Consider the following 16,705-nt stretch of genomic DNA (forward strand, 5'->3'; position numbering starts at 1 on the left):
CCGGTGTCCAAAAATCTTAAGGATTCTCCTCTTGTCCACTACTTATACAGGGAATTTTTAGATAATATACTGAAAACTGTAGAGGATAAATAAAATATTAGTAGTATCTAATCTATAAATAGCAGTTACTAATCATTAGGAGGAAAAAACTCATGAAGAGTTTTACGAAGCAAGAAAATAGTTGGATTTTCTACGATTGGGCCAATTCAGCTTATTCTATTATTATTAGCACTGCCGTATTCCCTCTTTTTTATAAAGCTTCTGCTACCAAAGCCGGAATAAGTGCCTCTGATTCTACTGCTTATTTAGGTTATACAATCGCAATTTCTACATTCATATTAGCTATGTTAGGTCCAATCCTTGGAACAATTGCCGACTATAAAGGATTTAAAAAGAAGCTATTTTCTTTCTTTTTTACTCTCGGTGTTTCTTTTACTGCACTACTTGCATTTATTCCTAATGATAACTGGCTTTTACTATTGATTTGTTACACGATTACAGCTATTGGCTTTGCTGGTGCGAATGTATTTTATGACGCTTTTTTAGTAGATGTAACGTCAGAAGAACGAATGAATAAGATATCCGCTCGAGGCTTTGGTTTTGGATATATAGGTAGTACAATTCCATTTATCATTAGTATTGCAATTATCGTATTATCTCAAAAGGAGATAATTTCAATTTCAACAACTCTTGCAAGTCAAATTGCCTTTCTTATAACTGCTGTCTGGTGGGGCATTTTTACTATTCCTTTGTTACGAAACGTTCGTCAAAATTATTTTATTGAACCTGTACAAAATCCTATATTAAGTAGCTTTAAACGGCTAGGAAAAACCTTTAAAAATATCCGACAATATCGTGCTTTATTTATATTTTTACTGGCATATTTCTTTTATATTGATGGCGTTGGAACGATCATTACAATGTCAACAGCTTATGGAACTGACCTTGGAATCAGTTCAACAAATCTATTAATTATTTTGTTTGTCACACAGGTCGTTGCTGCTCCATTTTCAATTATTTACGGTAAACTTGCTGATAAATTTTCAGGTAAAATTATGCTTTATGTTGGAATCATTATTTATATGATTGTTTGTATATATGCTTACTTTTTAAATTCCACCTTAGACTTTTGGATTTTGGCTATGCTTGTTGCCACATCTCAAGGCGGAATCCAAGCATTAAGCCGTTCATATTACGCAAAACTTGTACCTAAAGAAAAATCAAATGAGTTTTTTGGCTTCTATAATATTTTCGGTAAATTTGCATCGATCATGGGACCATTAATAGTCGGTTTGACAGCTCAAATTACAGGCCGTTCTAATATGGGTGTATTTAGTCTAATTATTCTATTTGTTATTGGTATTTTCTTTTTAACTCGTGTATCTGAACCTAATAATACAGAAGTAGCGAAAACTACTAATTACTAAAAAAGAAGATATGAGGGTGTCACAAAATGCTTTCATCTTTATTAACCTAAAAAATTTGACCAGTAAAAATGCTGATAAATATAAGATTGAAAAAAGAGAGTGTTTAAAATTAACACTCCCTTTTTTTCAATCTAACTTCGATGTTCAACTAAGTCAATGGCACCTAATACAATATGGGCTAAACCAAAACCAAAAACTGTATTGGCGATCATTTTATTTGTTCCTCGTTTTTGTTTTAATGCATAACCAGTAGCTGTTACAGCAGAACCTAAAACTGTTGGAATTAAACCTTCACGAATATTCATATAAGTTTACCCCCACATCGAAGTTTATGATGTAATATACACCATAATCTTAGTATCCGCTATAATAATTCTATGTATGTAAGAATTCAAAAAGCAACATGAATTCAAATCCTACTAAGTAATGACTTATGATGAAATTCAAGCCCACTAATTTTCTACTCTTACTAAGTTATTTTTTGAGAAGAAAAAAACCTATCTTAGCACAAAGATTAAGACAGGTTTCATTTATTATATGAACTAGTTCTTTACAGGCTCTTATAGATTAATTTTTATACGTTCCAAAAATGTTTTTTTCGACTGGTATATTTTCTAAACACTATTCCATTTTTGATAAATTACTTTAATTTATTTGCTTCAAAAAGATTTATTTGAATTGGCGCTGAAAGGTAATCTGAAGCTTTTTTTGCAAACGCTGTAAAATGAGCGCTTGTATTATGTGCATTTACAGCATTTAAATCTTGCCAAATTTCGACCATGATGTATTCATTTTCGCTATCCGTTTGTTTTGTCAAATCGTATGAAATATTACCTTCTTCTGCTCTTGATAATTCTAAAAGCGAAGTCATTTCCTCTAAAAATTTCGTTTCTTTTGCTGAATCAATTGTCATTTTCGCATGAATAATAATCATAATATTTACCTTCTTTTCACTGTTTTTTTTTATTTTTATTTCCACTCTGCTACACGTTCAACTGGTAAACGAACAGATTGATATCCTGCACCAACAGCTTTACCTATTGATATCAACATGACAGGAACATATCGGTCTTTATCCATACCGAATGCTTCTGCAATTTTGTCTTTTTCGAAGCCACCAATTGGGCAAGTGTCATAACCATACGCACGAGCAGTTAGCATAAATTGCATTGCTACCAATCCACCATCAATTAAAACAGTATCTTTCATTTGCTCTGCAGTACTGTTTGCAAAGAAACCACTAAGTGTTTCTAGTTGCTTTTCTTTAACGTCTGCTGGCATATAACCTAATTCAACTGCACGACCATATATTTCTTCAGCATTATCAAAATTATTTAAGTCCCCAAATAGTGCAATCATCGCAGAAGAAGTTTCAACTTGTGATTGATTGAATCTAGCTAATGGAGCTAATGTAGCTTTTGCTTCATCACTTTCAATTACTAAGAATCTCCACGGTTGCATATTTACTGAAGAAGGAGCCAAAGTAGCTGTTTCTATTATTTCATGCATTTCCTCCACTGGGATTTTAACATTTGGATCATAATTGCGGATTGAACGTCTTCCTTTTAAAATTTCATTAAAATTATTAGTTAATGTTGTCGTAGTCATTGTTGTATTCTCCTCTTTACTAATTTTTAAGTATTATTTAGTTATCGCGATCTGAATTAATTTGGTTCATATTTACTTGTATACGGTTTAAATATTCAATCGTTAAGTCAATTTCTTCTTCGGAAAAGCCAATAAGCATCTTATTCACAAACTCAATCTTTTCCTTCCATAAACTAGACATTTGATCTTGTCCCATTTGCGTTAATCTAACTAAGGTTATTCTGTTATCAGTCTCACACTTTCTTCTAGTGATCTTTCCATTTAACTCAAGTTGTTTTAAATGTCTAGTAATAGCAGCACTATCAATTTTTAATGTTTTTTGAAGCTGGGATTGACTAACTTCACCGTACTCAAACAATTGATTCAAAATTTCTAATCGCGATTGACTAATACCCATACACTTTTCAAATGTTGTTTCAATTTGAACTTTTAATTCTTTTAATAGTGATAGTACTTTTGTTTCTTTTGTGTTAGGCACGCGCTACCTCCAAAAAATATGATGAAATTTTATTACCAGTTACTAATTTTGACTATTAATAGTTGAGGGGTCAACCATTGATATGTCAATTAATATACACCGTAGTACTTCATGAATCAAGTATAAAATCTAAATTTAATATTGTTATAAATTTCAGATGATTCAATTTTATCCCCTTTTTTGATATTACAAACTTCGCATCTTTCCTTTAGCAGCGGTTTCTGGTCAAAAAAGGACAGGACTTTACCGCTATTTAATGTATATATTTTCCAACAATGGATGATTTCATCTGGTTACTGACTATTTTGTTCAATATATTAAAAATATGGTTAATCAGCCTCTTTTCTATTTTGGGCAGTAAAATATAAGCTGTACTAAGACTTAATTTTTTAGGTAAATTAGATTACATTTTTTAAGCGAAAAATTAGGAATGATAACTTAGATATAAACTTTAAAAATATCTTCTTTCAAATTACAAAAAAAGACAAAAACTCCCTTATTTAACAAGTTGATCCATCAAATAAGGGAGTTTTTAAATTTAATATTAATATTTATCTTTTTATGGGTTGAATTTCTAGTTTCGTTATTACTCTCCATAACCATTCTAACAGTCCAATTCTAAAATATTTTAGCCAAAGTTTACTTAAGTAAATCTGAATCGTATAAATGACAAACGTAATAGCAATTGCTTGCCAAGTACTTATTTTCCCATATAAACCTAAACCGTAACCATAGAATAAAATAGAATATATTATAGATTGGAAAATATAATTTGAAAGTGCTAATCTTCCTGTATACTCAAAGTTTTTTAATAATTTATTAAAACGCTTATTTTTAAATAATAGGATAAAACATGATGCAAAACTTAATGATAATATTGGACCTGTTAAGTATTGGTTGAAAAACAAAACAATTACACTAGATAACGGAGGAAGCATTTCAAACATAAAAATAATAATGGAATTTAAAGATAAACCAATGATTAAACCCCATTTTGCAATTTTGGAAAAAAGTTGATTATTGTTTTCTATATTATTAATGTATCCTTTTTTCCCTACAAAATAACCTAATAAAAACATAGATAATACCGAGGGGATTCTTGAAAATAGTAAAGGGAAAATTTCAATATAACCTACTATTCTTTCTTTAGCTGCTTGAAAAAAAGAACTAGTTGTTAAAGGGTTATTGGACGCAATTTGTCCTTTCCTAAATTCATTCAGAAAGGAAACATCAATATGATGTATTTGTATTCCATATTCTGGTATATTTCTCAACACTGTTATTCCAATCATTACTACTGTAAGTAAAAAAATAGGTATGATTAGTAGCCCACCGACCCATTTAATAAGTTTTTTTTCACTAGAATTCCTAAATAAAAGTAAGATCCCACCTACAAGTGCATAAAGTAATAAAATATCACCATCCCATAAAAAATAAATATGTGCTAATCCAAATAAAAATAATCCAAATAATCTACGAGTAAATTGTGGGATGAATAATTTATTTTTTTTATTCGCATTTATTAGTTGGATTGAAAACCCCACTCCAAATAAGAAAGAAAAAAGAGTAAAAAATTTTGATTCAACTAGTAATAGTAAAATTGTGGTCATCCAATTATCAATTTCATTGCTACTTTTAACAAATCCAGGTGGACCACCAATTGTAAATGAAGCGATGTTTATAGTAAAAATTCCATATAAAGCAAATCCACGAATTGCATCTAATATGTCAATCCTATTTTCAGACGAAACCATTCGTTTTTCCATCTACTATACTCCTCTTTAATAAAATTCTAATAATAAACAGATCTACAAGCTATTTAGCAAAGAAGAGCACTCAAATATCACTTTACATTTTAATTTCTATAAAAAGAGCGGTCTTCATTTAGTTTTCTGTAAAGTACTATCAAGAAACAGTGAATTATCAAGATACTGAAATACCAAATTAATTGAGTATGTGTAAAAAAAGTAATGCCCCGAAAATGTTAGGCAAAGTAACATGTTTCGGGGTGTTTTTTTATCGCTAAATTTATTTCTTTTTTGAGGAACAAATTGGAGATCTTTGGGACAAATTTTCAAAATCTCTCTACTATGTAATTTAAAAAACGTATTATTTATTTAAATAATACAGATTAAAGGATAGATAGGTTGCAAAGATAGTCCATACAGCATATGGAATTAATAATACAGCGGCTAACATCGAATAGGGTATCGTTAAAATGATTAATAAAACCGCTGTAACTGCTACAATTAAACAATCTAATGCTGCTAAATCAAGTCTCTTTAATTTAAATTGAAAATAACTAAATGCCTGGTTACTTATATAATTTATGATCCAAATAATCAAATAAGTAACTGAGGTATTTTTTAGACCAACTTTGTACTGTACTATAGAGAGTGACAGCGCAATTAATACATAGAGCACTCCCCATACGATTCCAAATAATTTACTAGGTGGAGTCCATACAGGTTTTTTCAACTTGCTATACCATTTAAGATCTATTGGAAATAAGATCCCAGACAATGAAAATAGCATTAATGTGAAAATAAACGTAAGAATTGAGCTCACATTCGTACCTCCTATACTTGTACTCTACCAATATATATGTTTAATTTAATACTTTGTATGAAAAAAAGAGTACTTTATTAAATACTCTTTTTTAGGCAATGCAATATTCAGTAAGTCCTATCGTATGACTACATTTATCGGTTTAATATCTAAGGAAACATTTATCACACTATAATCATCTTTTTGACCATCCTTGTAAGTCCAGTAACCATTCGTTTCAGCTGTTTTTCTAAATGATAGTTCAAATCCTTTACCATCATTAAAACTATAGCTATGTACTTCTTTTGCTTGAGCATTATCAACTAAATTATATGCTAAGAAATTTTTTAGCAATCCATGCGGAGAAAATACTCCTGTGTAAGGTGCTACTTTTGAGTCATAATATTCAAATCCTTTTGTTGATGACTTTAAGTTACTTACGCTTACCTCATTCGTTAATAAATTAACATGATCTCCAGGTGAAATAACTGAAACTATAACATTTTTATACTTGTTTGGCATATTTTTACTTGTTTTTACTTTCGATAAATCAATAACAGTTAATCCTCCACGTCCAACTACATCAACTTGATGTTTTTTGTTATTTACAACCATAGCCGTGTCTTCATCAACCCCATATGCTAATTGATTTTTCTTTCCTTTTTCATTTGCTGAAACTATTAAACGTCCTAATCTAGCTTTCTTATCAAAATGCTGATCCACAATTCCATCTTGAAAGAAATTCAATCCTTTTTCTAGGTAAACTGGTCCACCTTCCTGTTGTTCCATATCATCATAAGAGTTTGTAAATCCATATCTTAAAGCCCCATAACTGTCACCGCCAGCGATCATGGTATTGCTCATAATAGCTGCTCCTGCACTTGTTCCACCTATAACAGCACCATTTTCGTAAATCTTCCAGATAGCATCTAAAACTTTTGAATTTGTACCATTTTCATTTAATAAAGATGAAGTAATTAAAGTCTGGTCCCCACCAACAAACCAAATACAATTTAATTTACTAATCTTTTTAACCAACTGGTCATCATTCATATTGTTAATCCATTGCTTTTCGTCTACTGGAGTACCTTTAAAATCATGATTAGAAATTGGTAAAATCTCAATAGAATCTTTTTTAACTCCGTATTTTATTAAATCTTTTGTAAAATCATTCGAAGAAGTCAGTTTTGTACTAGCCGCAGGGATGATTCCTACTTTTGCATTTTCAGGTCCTCCTGCAAGTTCAATCAATTTATTATAAACTGCACTATTACTACTTCCCAACGCTCCACCGACAATGACTAAATTCCCTTTTATCGGTTCTTCGCTAGCCTGATTGGATACTTTAAAACCTGACTTCTTATAGTCAATGTCAATTTCCGAATCTTGTTCACTAAAGACTAATTTTCTAGGATGAATATCCATTGTTACATTTTGAATCGAATAATCATCTTTTTGTCCATCAGTATAATTCCAGTAACCATTTGTATCCTTTGATTTTCGGAAAACGATTTCATACCCTCTGCCTTCTTTATCATATAAATATGATTTTACTTCCTGTGACGATTCGTTATCAACAAGCGAGTAAGCTAAATAATCTTTTAACTTTCCATAAGGTGTTAGTAACCCTGTATTTGGTAATGCTTTAAAAGCGTAATACTCATATCCTTTTGTTTCATATTTATTTTTAGAAAAATCAATCGTATTAGTATCAAAATGGATCTTGTCACCTTGAGCTAAGTAGTTAATTTTAATATTTTCTAAATTTCCATTTCTTTTTGCTTCATTTACATCAATAACAGATACACCACTGCGTCCTATTACTTCTAAGGTTTTTTCTTTGTTGCTAACAACCATTGCAGTGTCTTCGTCAATTCCATAAGCAAGATTCCCATTATTTTCATACTGGATTGCTGTAATTGCCAATCTAGCATAACGAGCTCTTTCATCCATATGTTGATCAACTAAACCATTTTGAAAGAAACCTAGTCCTTTTTCAACTGACAGAGGTTCATACTCTTTACCTTCCCCTTGGTTTTGATTTTTTTCATAATATCCCTTTAATGCACCAAGGCTATCTCCACCCGTGATCATCGTGTTGCTCATTATTGCAGCTCCAGCGCTCGTCCCACCAATAACTGCACCATTTCGATAGATATCCCAAATTTCTTGTAAGACTTTTGAATCTTTACCTTCTGATCGTAATGTATCAACTATACGTTGTTGGTCTCCACCTACGAACCAAATAGCAGTCAGCCCTCTTATTTGCTTTGCAAGTTCTGAACTATTAGCATGATCTTTCCAATTAGACTCATTTTCATCTGTATCAGAAAAATCATGATTTGATAAAGGTAAAATCTCTACTGATTCTGGACTTACACCATAATTTATTAAATCATGTTTAAAATCTAAAGAAGATTTTAATTTACCGCTAGCTGCTGGAATAATGCCAATTTTAGCCTTTTTAGATCCGGCTAATTCAATAAATTTTTCATACACTCCTTTATTCGAAGAACCTAACCCACCGCCAACAATGACAAGGTTTCCTTGAATATCTTCTTGTGAACTTTGAGCTCTTACATAAGATAACCCTGAAACTGAAAACATTAAAATAAAACTAACCAAAAATGCAATAAATTTTTTTCTCATTTCTTAACCCCTTTACTTATTTTTAGCTTACTTCTGAATATAAGCAAGTTTTATACCAAAAATAAGTAGACTGATTAGACAAAGTTTCAAGACTATTTATTCCATATAAAAACTAGTTTTGGGTGAATGATTACAACCAATTTCAACCAAAAAGAAATGTATTATTTTCAAATCTTAAAGTAGTTTATTTTGTATGTTAGCTTTTAGAAAATGTAAGTAATCAATTCCATTAGCAGTAATCTTCGTTCCTGCTCTTCCTCTTCCTTTTGTTATCAAGCCCTTATTCCCCATAATTTCTAATCGAAGTCTTATTTGCTGTGGAGATAAGTATCTACCCTTTTCCTCACTAGAGCTGGATATAGAGTCTCTACTCGCTGCTTTACCTAAATCATTACATTTTTTTATCGTTTCAAGAATTGTAATCGATTCTTCAAGCTCAAGAATACTTGTAGGAAGTTCAAATTGATTTGAGTCTCTTTTTGGGTGTTCTCTGTGCTCTGAATAGTTATAATGAGGAAAGTTATTTTGGGAAATCGTATTTCCTTCGCAAACAGTAAGCATATAATCAATAACTGATTTCAATTCCCTAATATTACCTAACCAATTTAAACCTATTAATTCATTTAAAGCTTCTTCCTCAATCGTAACCCCTTTTCCACTTTTAGCGATAAAGTGTTGAACGAGCAACGGTATGTCTGTTCTTCTTAAGCGTAAAGGTGGAATGATGAGATTTAAAACATTTAATCTGTAATACAAATCGGAACGGAATGAGCCGTCTGAGATTTTATGATGGATATCTTTGTTAGTTGCAGCAATGATGCGAACATTAATAGGAATGATTTTTCTGCCACCTATTCTACGAATTTCTTGTTCTTGGAGAACACGAAGTAAATGAGATTGAACATTTAAGCTGATGTCACCTATTTCATCTAAGAATATCGTTCCTCCATCAGCAATTTCAAAAAGACCTTGTTTCCCACCTTTTTTTGCCCCAGTAAACGTACCATCTTCATAACCAAATAGTTCACTTTCTAGTAAACTCTCAGTAAAGGCACTGCAATTTATGGCTAAAAAAGGGCCGTTTTTCCTGTTTGATTGTTTATGGATTGCATGTGCAAAAAGTTCTTTACCTGTACCTGTTTCACCTTGAATTAAAATAGAATGCTCAGCTTTTGCAAGTTTTGTTGCTATTCGTTTACATTCTAAAATTGTGTCATCCTCTCCAATAATATCCGCAAAGTCATATCTTGCATAAAAGCCTTGCTTTCTAAACTCTCTCTGCGCTGTTTTTTCTATTTCAAATGCTTGATTAACACTCTTAAAAGTAGCAACGATCCTGTCATCTTCATGACTATACGTCCGATAGATAACATTATCTATATTGTCAATTGAAAAAAATTTAGATTCATCTGTACCATTTAAAATAAAGTCTCTTATATTTTGTTCCTTAATAATCTCTTCTATATGCTTACCTTCATAGTTACTTTTAGTTAATTTAAACAACTTAATAATCCGATCATTTAGCACAGTTATTCTTTTATATCCATCAATTGCTAAAATACCATCATCAACCGTATTTACAACACTTTGGATATGTCTATTTACTTTCTTTACACTTTGCTCTGCATTGAAAAGTTCCCTATGTAAGTCAATAATATTGCGTAAATACTTTTCTGAAATTAATGTTGCTATATTATCGTTAAATTGAAAATATTCTACAATGTGTAAAATTGTAGAGATATCAAAAAGTCTTACGCCGATATCCAATACATGTTTTATATATGACGGACTTAAGTGAGTTTCACCTGGTGAAACTGAAAGATTTATATCTGGATAATATAGTTGATCACTTTTAAATGGTACATACTCCAAATGATTAATCCCCAATTGGTACAAAGACTGAATAAGTTCAACTGTTGAATGAAAATCATCATTAACTACAAGAACTTTTGTCCCCCCCTCAATTCTCAATAATTTGTCTACATTTTCATGATTAAGTGTTCTTTTCCCAACTATGATTTGTTTAGCACTTAATTGTGCAAATTTTTCCGTTTCAATTTTTACTGCCTCCGACGAAAAAAGTATAATTTCATCTTGAAATACTTTATGTTCTCCCTCATCAATTGCATAAGAGTTAATCGTTATGTATTCTTCTAGCAATTGCGTTAGTTGATTAGACAAAGCTTGTCTTGTTTTTGAACTGCCTGTTATCAATGTTAATGAATTTTTCATTTTTAATTTCTCTCCATATTTGATTAAATTGGTTTTATTATAGCATCAAATGAACCAAAAAGAACCAATTAATCTGAAGAATCTATCAAATTTTCTTAAAAATAAGACATTTAAAATTGGCACGCTACTTGCTTATAGAATGTTATAGCCATTTTAATAGATTTTGAGAATTCAAATTTGGGAGGGAATACTTGAAAGCGTTTTATTTATCAAATTCTATTATAATTAATTAGCTACTTAATCATCAAAAGGAGATGGACCTATGTCACAAATTCACGCAAATAAAATGACACCTGAGACAAAAGTTAAGAAAGAACGTAAAATTAATGTTTTTGCATTACTTTTAGTAATTCTATTAATCGCGACAGCTCTTACTTACGTATTACCTACTGGGGAATACGCCCATATCGACGTTGACGGACATTCATCAGTCGATCCGAACTCATTTAAATCAATCGCTGCTACACCAGTTGGTCTCTTCGATATGGTAAAAGCCATTCATTCGGGTATGGTAGAAGCGGGCAATATCATTTTCTTCGTTTTAATTATTGGAGGATTTTTTGGTGTTTTAAGTGCTACCGGCACAATTGAAGTGTTAATCTCAACAATGGCTAGAAAACTTGCTACTAGAGAAAAGTTATTAATTCCTATTATGATGTTATTTTTTGCAGTTGGAGGTTCCTTAATGGGAATGGCTGAAGAAACTTTAGCTTATATTCCACTTCTGGTTCCGTTGGCACTTGCTTTAGGCTTTGACACAATGACGGGAACTGCAATCGTATTAGTTGGAGCGTCAGCAGGTTTTACAACAGCAATAATGAATCCGTTTACAGTTGGTATAGCTCAAGGAATCGCAGAACTTCCTACATTTTCTGGTATGGGCTTTAGACTTGTTCTATTTGTAATCGTTTATTTAGTATCTGTTATTTTTATTTATCGATACGCTATGAAAGTAAAGAAAAATCCGAACTTAGGATTCTATGGTAAGTATTCAGTTGAACAAACTAACGATCTAGTAACTTCTAAAGCTAAATTATCTTCTAGACATAAATGGATTTTAACTGCTTTTCTTATAAACTATATTATTTTAGCTTTTGGAGTTATTAAATATCAATGGTATATTACTGAAATTGCTTCTTTATTTATCATCTTAACAATTGCAATTGGAATAATTGGTAGATTATCAATCGATGACGTAGTTAAATCTTTTACACAAGGATCTGCTTCTTTAATTAGTGGTGCTCTTATTATAGGTGTTTCCCGTGCAATTCTAGTTGTTTTAAATCAAGGACATATTGTTGATCCAATGCTTCACGGAGTATCTGAAGTCATTAAACATATCCCTGCTTCTTTAAGTGTAATTGGAATGTATAATTTCCAGGCAGCAATTCACTTTATTTTAGCTTCAGGTAGCGGTCATGCCATGTTAACAATGCCAATTATGGCTCCGCTTGCTGATCTACTAGGAATTACACGACAAACTGCTGTTCTATCATTCTCTTTTGCTGATGGAATCGGTAATATTATTTTCCCAACAGCAGGAACTTTAATGGCAGGATTAGCAATTGCTGGGATTCCTTGGACAAAATGGGCGAAATGGATTTTCCCATTAATATTAGTACAATATGTAATTGGTTTAGTTGCAGTTGTAATCGCTCACTTAATGAACTACGGTCCTTTTTAATGAATTAACAAAGGATTTAGGAGGAGAAAAAAGTTGTTAACCTTAATAAAAAACGGTCAAGTATACACACCACACTCTATTGGCAGAAAAGATATACTTTTAGCAGGTGGAAAAATTGAAATGATAGCAGATCATATCACAATTCCACCTGACTTTCCTTCTTGCGATGTCATAGATGCCTCCAACTCTTTAGTTGTACCAGGTTTTATTGATTCACATGTACATATCATTGGAGGTGGTGGTGAGGGCGGATATAAAACACGCACTCCAGAACTCATGCTTACTAATGTTACTACTGCTGGTGTTACGACAGTGGTTGGTGTATTAGGTACAGACGGTACAACAAGAACAATGGAGAATTTGCTTGCAAAAGCACGTGGTTTAGAAGAAGAAGGGATTACTTGTTATATTCACACTGGTTCTTATCAAATCCCTGTAAAGACACTAACAGAATCAATTCAAAGTGATATTATTCTAATTGATAAGATTATTGGAGTTGGTGAAATTGCTATTGCAGACCACCGTTCCTCAGAACCAACTATTGAAGAACTTGCAAAGATTGCATCTTCTGCACGTAATGGAGGAATTTTATCTGGAAAGGCTGGCATCTTAGAAATTCATGTCGGTGATGGCAAAGATCAACTTTCACTTCTACATCAACTAGTTGAACAGACGAATATTCCAATTCGTCAGTTCCACCCGACTCATATTAATCGGAATGAAGAATTGTTTAAAGCTGGTATTGATTATGCACTTAAAGGAGGATTTGTAGATTTTACTACAAGCACTATCCCTCAGTTTTTAGAAGAAGGCGAAGTAAAGTGTAGCAAAGGACTACGCGTTATGCTTGAAGAAGGAGTTCAGATTGAAAACATAACTTTTTCATCTGATGGTCAAGCAAGTCTTCCATTTTTTGATACGAATGGAGACTATTTAGGACTTCAAATAGGAAAAATTTCATCTTTATATCAAGAAGTAAGGGATGGAGTAATTGACGAAGGAATTCCATTAGAAGCAGCATTACAAGTCATTACTTCAAACCCTGCACAAGTGCTAAAATTACCACACAAAGGTAACTTAAAACCTGGCAACGATGCTGATATTGTCATGTTAAATCAAGATACTTTAGAAATTGAAACAGTATTTGCACTTGGCAAAAAAATGGTTGAAGAAGGTAATCCGATCGTAAAAGGCACTTTTGAATAACAAATTTCAGGAGGTATTAATGATGAAGATGAACAAGTTTAAGATTTCAATCGTATTGTCATTCGTTTTAGTATTTTCGTTAGTTTTTGGAACTTCTTTCTTACGAGCTGAAAAAAGTGTTGAAGCTGCAGCTGCACCTAAAATCTTTTTAATGGGTGGTGCAATTGATGATAGTAATGCCGAAATTTACAATGCACTAAAAGCTGCAACTGGCAAATCCAATCCAGTAGTTGCAATTGTATGTAGCGCAGCTGCTGACTACGCAACTGCATTAGACGCATACACAAATGATATAACAGGTCACTTATCATATAAAAATTTGTTTACTAGTTATGGTTTTACACCAGTATTTATACCTGTGGCAGTTGATAACTATACAACAGAAGCTTATAAGCAAAGTAATATTGATTTAATTAACTCAGCTGACGTTATATTCTTTAACGGTGGAGATCAGTCCCGTCACGTAAGAAGTTTACTAAAGGATGACGGAACGCCTACCCCACTTTTTGCAGCAATCCAACAAAGAGCAGCAGCTGGAGCTATTATTTCTGGTACAAGTGCTGGTACTGCTGTCCAAAGTCCAAAAACTTACGGTGAAGGTGTTAGTTATGGCTATTTAAATTACAACCGTTTATTAGCTAAAAAAATCAGTGACATCTCGCTAGCTGATCCTCTATATCCGGATAACGGTGGCTATACTACAGGTTTCGGTTTTGTAAATGCTGCAATTGATACTCATTTCGATGCACGAGGTCGCATAGGTCGTATTCTTATAGCTGAAAGAGACTTAGGTCAAAAGGTAGGCTATGGAATTGACGAAAACACAGCACTTTATTTGAACGGTACTACTGGTAAAGTTTATGGTGAACATGGTGTTTTCGTAGTAGACTCAACAAATGCAACTTACGGAACTGCTTCATCGTTTACGGCAAATAATGTAAAAGTAAGTTATTTAACATCTGGTGATACTTATAATACGAGCACGAAATCAATCACATCATCTAAATCATTAATTACAACACCATACTATTCGACGATTCGAGATTCTTCAGATATCTTTGCAGCGTATGAAACAACTACGACAATTACAAGATTGGTAGATACAAATGTTTCTTATTTGTATGGTGATAGTTACGAATCAGGTCCTAAATTTACGTTAAAGTTTATAAAAGACACAAACACAAAAGGATACTATAGCAATAGTAAATATACTGTTAGTAATGTTGTACTGAATGTAAGTTACTAACTTAAAGTAAAAAAGAAGATTTACGCTACGTAAATCTTCTTTTGTTTCGAACAAAAAGAACTTATTCTTCTGGTAAAAGAATAAGCTCTTCTATTTGCGAGATTCATCTATATGACGAAGTGCACTAAACTTCTTTTTAACATTAGAAAATAAATCAGGATATTAAAAATTTGAGAGCTACCAATTTTCAAGCAACATAACGAAATTTCAATAGTAAGTCTAAATAGAACCGGTAGATTAAATACTTTGAAGTTAACTTTACCACATTAAAAAATTAAATTCATTTACTAGTTTAAATACAATTCAATCATTTAAGCGAGTCTAAATAGTCTATAACAAATTGTTCAAATTTAATTGGTTCCCTCCCTAATAAATCCTCTAAATCTGTTGTTATTTTTTTTGCAAGTCCTAATTTTGCGGTTGTGTATATACCGATCATAACTATTATAAATTCGCGAGCTAACCCTTTTTTTCTCATTTTTCTCCAAAAGGTTAAAATACTTGGATTAGTATATATTATGTCTTTTCGTAAGTGCTTTGATAAGATCTCAGCCACTTCAAAATAACTAATAGCTTCATTTCCAGTTAACGAATAAGATTTGAACCTATGACCATTTTCGGTTAGTGCTTTTGCAGCCACTACACCGATATCTCTTGTATCGATAAAACTCGTTTCCCCTTTACCAGCTGGTACAAAAATAATATTTTCCTTTACCAGTTCTTCAACATGTTGATTTAATAAATTCTGCATGAAAAAACTTGGTCTTAAAAATGTATAAGGTATCCCTGAGTTGATTATTAATTCCTCTATCTTGGCATGCGGAACTATCTTATTTTTATCAGCACCTAATAAAGACAAAAAAACAATCTGTTCAATCCCTACTTCTTTTGCAATTTCAATAACTGGTTCAAAATACTTCTTATCCGCAAGATGTGGGGGACGTATTAAAAAAAGCTTAGTAATCCCTTGAAAAGCAGGTCTAATTGATTTGGGATCTTCAAAGTTTAAATAAACATTACTTGTATTTTTTTTACTTGTGGATATTTTAAAATTAGCATTTACCTTTTGTAGTTCTCTCACAACTTCTTTACCTACAGTACCATTTGCACCTGTGACTAGAATCAAATTGTTCACTTCTTTCTATTACTTTCTTATATCGTTATATTATATAAGTTGCTAAAATAGCCCTTTCAATAGTACAACCATATTTATCTTTACTTAAACTTCTTTTGTTACTACTACCCCAGAGCTTTTAATAACATTTTTAACGATCGATTTACTTCAATAATTATTATTTCCACAATCACATCTAAAATTTGGTTATATCACTTCATTTTATTCGCACTAGTCCGAATATCAAGTTCTAATTTTGGTTAGATAGATCTTTCGCGTTCATATCCCTCAAGCTTACTTCATTAAATCCTTTCAATTCCCAAATCTTATAGTGTTCCCCTATTTTTTGTTTTTCAGTTTGTAAATTGTTAGATCTTCCAAATACAACGTATTCATGATTTTTATGATTATTTTCTAATAGTTTATCATATTTATATATACTTACGAGTTAATTATTTAAGAAATAAATGTGAACATTCAAACTGCGTTCAACGTATTTATTTAAACATAACCA

At 31.8% G+C, this 16,705-nt stretch carries 13 protein-coding genes; 4 read left to right on the forward strand and 9 right to left on the reverse strand.

Going from position 1 to position 16,705, the window contains the following annotated elements:
• Positions 1–152 precede the first annotated feature (152 nt).
• Entirely contained in the window at positions 153–1,427 is a 1,275-nt protein-coding gene (locus tag ACFVRR_RS18615) for an MFS transporter (protein WP_387331585.1), read from the forward strand.
• Positions 1,428–1,558: 131 nt separating this feature from the next.
• On the opposite strand, the gene ACFVRR_RS18620 is transcribed toward ACFVRR_RS18615, so the two are convergent.
• The 8 genes from ACFVRR_RS18620 to ACFVRR_RS18655 all read right to left on the reverse strand — a co-directional run bounded on the left by ACFVRR_RS18620 (position 1,559) and on the right by ACFVRR_RS18655 (position 10,941).
• Positions 1,559–1,732, reverse strand: coding sequence for a hypothetical protein (locus ACFVRR_RS18620; RefSeq protein ID WP_025671792.1), 174 nt, complete (start codon positions 1,730–1,732; stop codon positions 1,559–1,561).
• A gap of 335 nt (positions 1,733–2,067) precedes the next feature.
• Positions 2,068–2,361: a putative quinol monooxygenase gene (locus ACFVRR_RS18625; RefSeq protein ID WP_387331587.1), complete on the reverse strand. Its 294-nt coding sequence runs from the start codon at positions 2,359–2,361 to the stop codon at positions 2,068–2,070.
• A gap of 35 nt (positions 2,362–2,396) precedes the next feature.
• A complete protein-coding gene (locus ACFVRR_RS18630; RefSeq protein ID WP_387331589.1) occupies positions 2,397–3,035 on the reverse strand; it encodes a nitroreductase family protein in 639 nt (212 codons plus the stop codon).
• 37 nt (positions 3,036–3,072) lie between these two features.
• The gene (locus ACFVRR_RS18635; protein WP_387331591.1) at positions 3,073–3,513 is read right to left on the reverse strand and encodes a MarR family winged helix-turn-helix transcriptional regulator; all 441 of its coding nucleotides are present in this window, start codon (positions 3,511–3,513) and stop codon (positions 3,073–3,075) included.
• 551 nt (positions 3,514–4,064) lie between these two features.
• Complete coding sequence (locus tag ACFVRR_RS18640) at positions 4,065–5,279, reverse strand: DUF418 domain-containing protein (RefSeq protein WP_387331593.1); 1,215 nt, start codon at positions 5,277–5,279, stop codon at positions 4,065–4,067.
• A 343-nt stretch (positions 5,280–5,622) separates the two neighbouring features.
• Positions 5,623–6,048, reverse strand: a complete 426-nt coding sequence (locus tag ACFVRR_RS18645) for a TspO/MBR family protein (RefSeq protein WP_387331734.1) — start codon at positions 6,046–6,048, stop codon at positions 5,623–5,625.
• Between the two features lie 150 nt (positions 6,049–6,198).
• On the reverse strand, positions 6,199–8,709 hold the full coding sequence (locus ACFVRR_RS18650; RefSeq protein ID WP_387331594.1) for a cyanophycinase: 2,511 nt from the start codon (positions 8,707–8,709) through the stop codon (positions 6,199–6,201).
• 174 nt (positions 8,710–8,883) lie between these two features.
• On the reverse strand, positions 8,884–10,941 hold the full coding sequence (locus ACFVRR_RS18655) for a sigma-54 interaction domain-containing protein (RefSeq protein WP_387331596.1): 2,058 nt from the start codon (positions 10,939–10,941) through the stop codon (positions 8,884–8,886).
• 262 nt (positions 10,942–11,203) lie between these two features.
• Between ACFVRR_RS18655 and ACFVRR_RS18660 the strand changes: the two genes are divergently transcribed.
• Genes ACFVRR_RS18660 through ACFVRR_RS18670 form a run of 3 tightly spaced genes read left to right on the forward strand, consistent with a single transcriptional unit; the run spans position 11,204 to position 15,077 of the window.
• The gene (locus tag ACFVRR_RS18660; RefSeq protein ID WP_387331598.1) at positions 11,204–12,625 is read left to right on the forward strand and encodes a YfcC family protein; all 1,422 of its coding nucleotides are present in this window, start codon (positions 11,204–11,206) and stop codon (positions 12,623–12,625) included.
• Positions 12,626–12,658: 33 nt separating this feature from the next.
• Positions 12,659–13,831, forward strand: coding sequence for a beta-aspartyl-peptidase (gene iadA / locus ACFVRR_RS18665; protein WP_387331600.1), 1,173 nt, complete (start codon positions 12,659–12,661; stop codon positions 13,829–13,831).
• 22 nt (positions 13,832–13,853) lie between these two features.
• A complete protein-coding gene (locus ACFVRR_RS18670) occupies positions 13,854–15,077 on the forward strand; it encodes a cyanophycinase (RefSeq protein ID WP_387331602.1) in 1,224 nt (407 codons plus the stop codon).
• A gap of 307 nt (positions 15,078–15,384) precedes the next feature.
• On the opposite strand, the gene ACFVRR_RS18675 is transcribed toward ACFVRR_RS18670, so the two are convergent.
• Positions 15,385–16,203, reverse strand: coding sequence for an SDR family oxidoreductase (locus ACFVRR_RS18675; protein WP_387331604.1), 819 nt, complete (start codon positions 16,201–16,203; stop codon positions 15,385–15,387).
• Positions 16,204–16,705: the final 502 nt, after the last annotated feature.

Source organism: Gottfriedia sp. NPDC057948 (genome assembly GCF_042887255.1).
Classification (GTDB): Bacteria; Bacillota; Bacilli; order Bacillales; family Bacillaceae_G; genus Gottfriedia.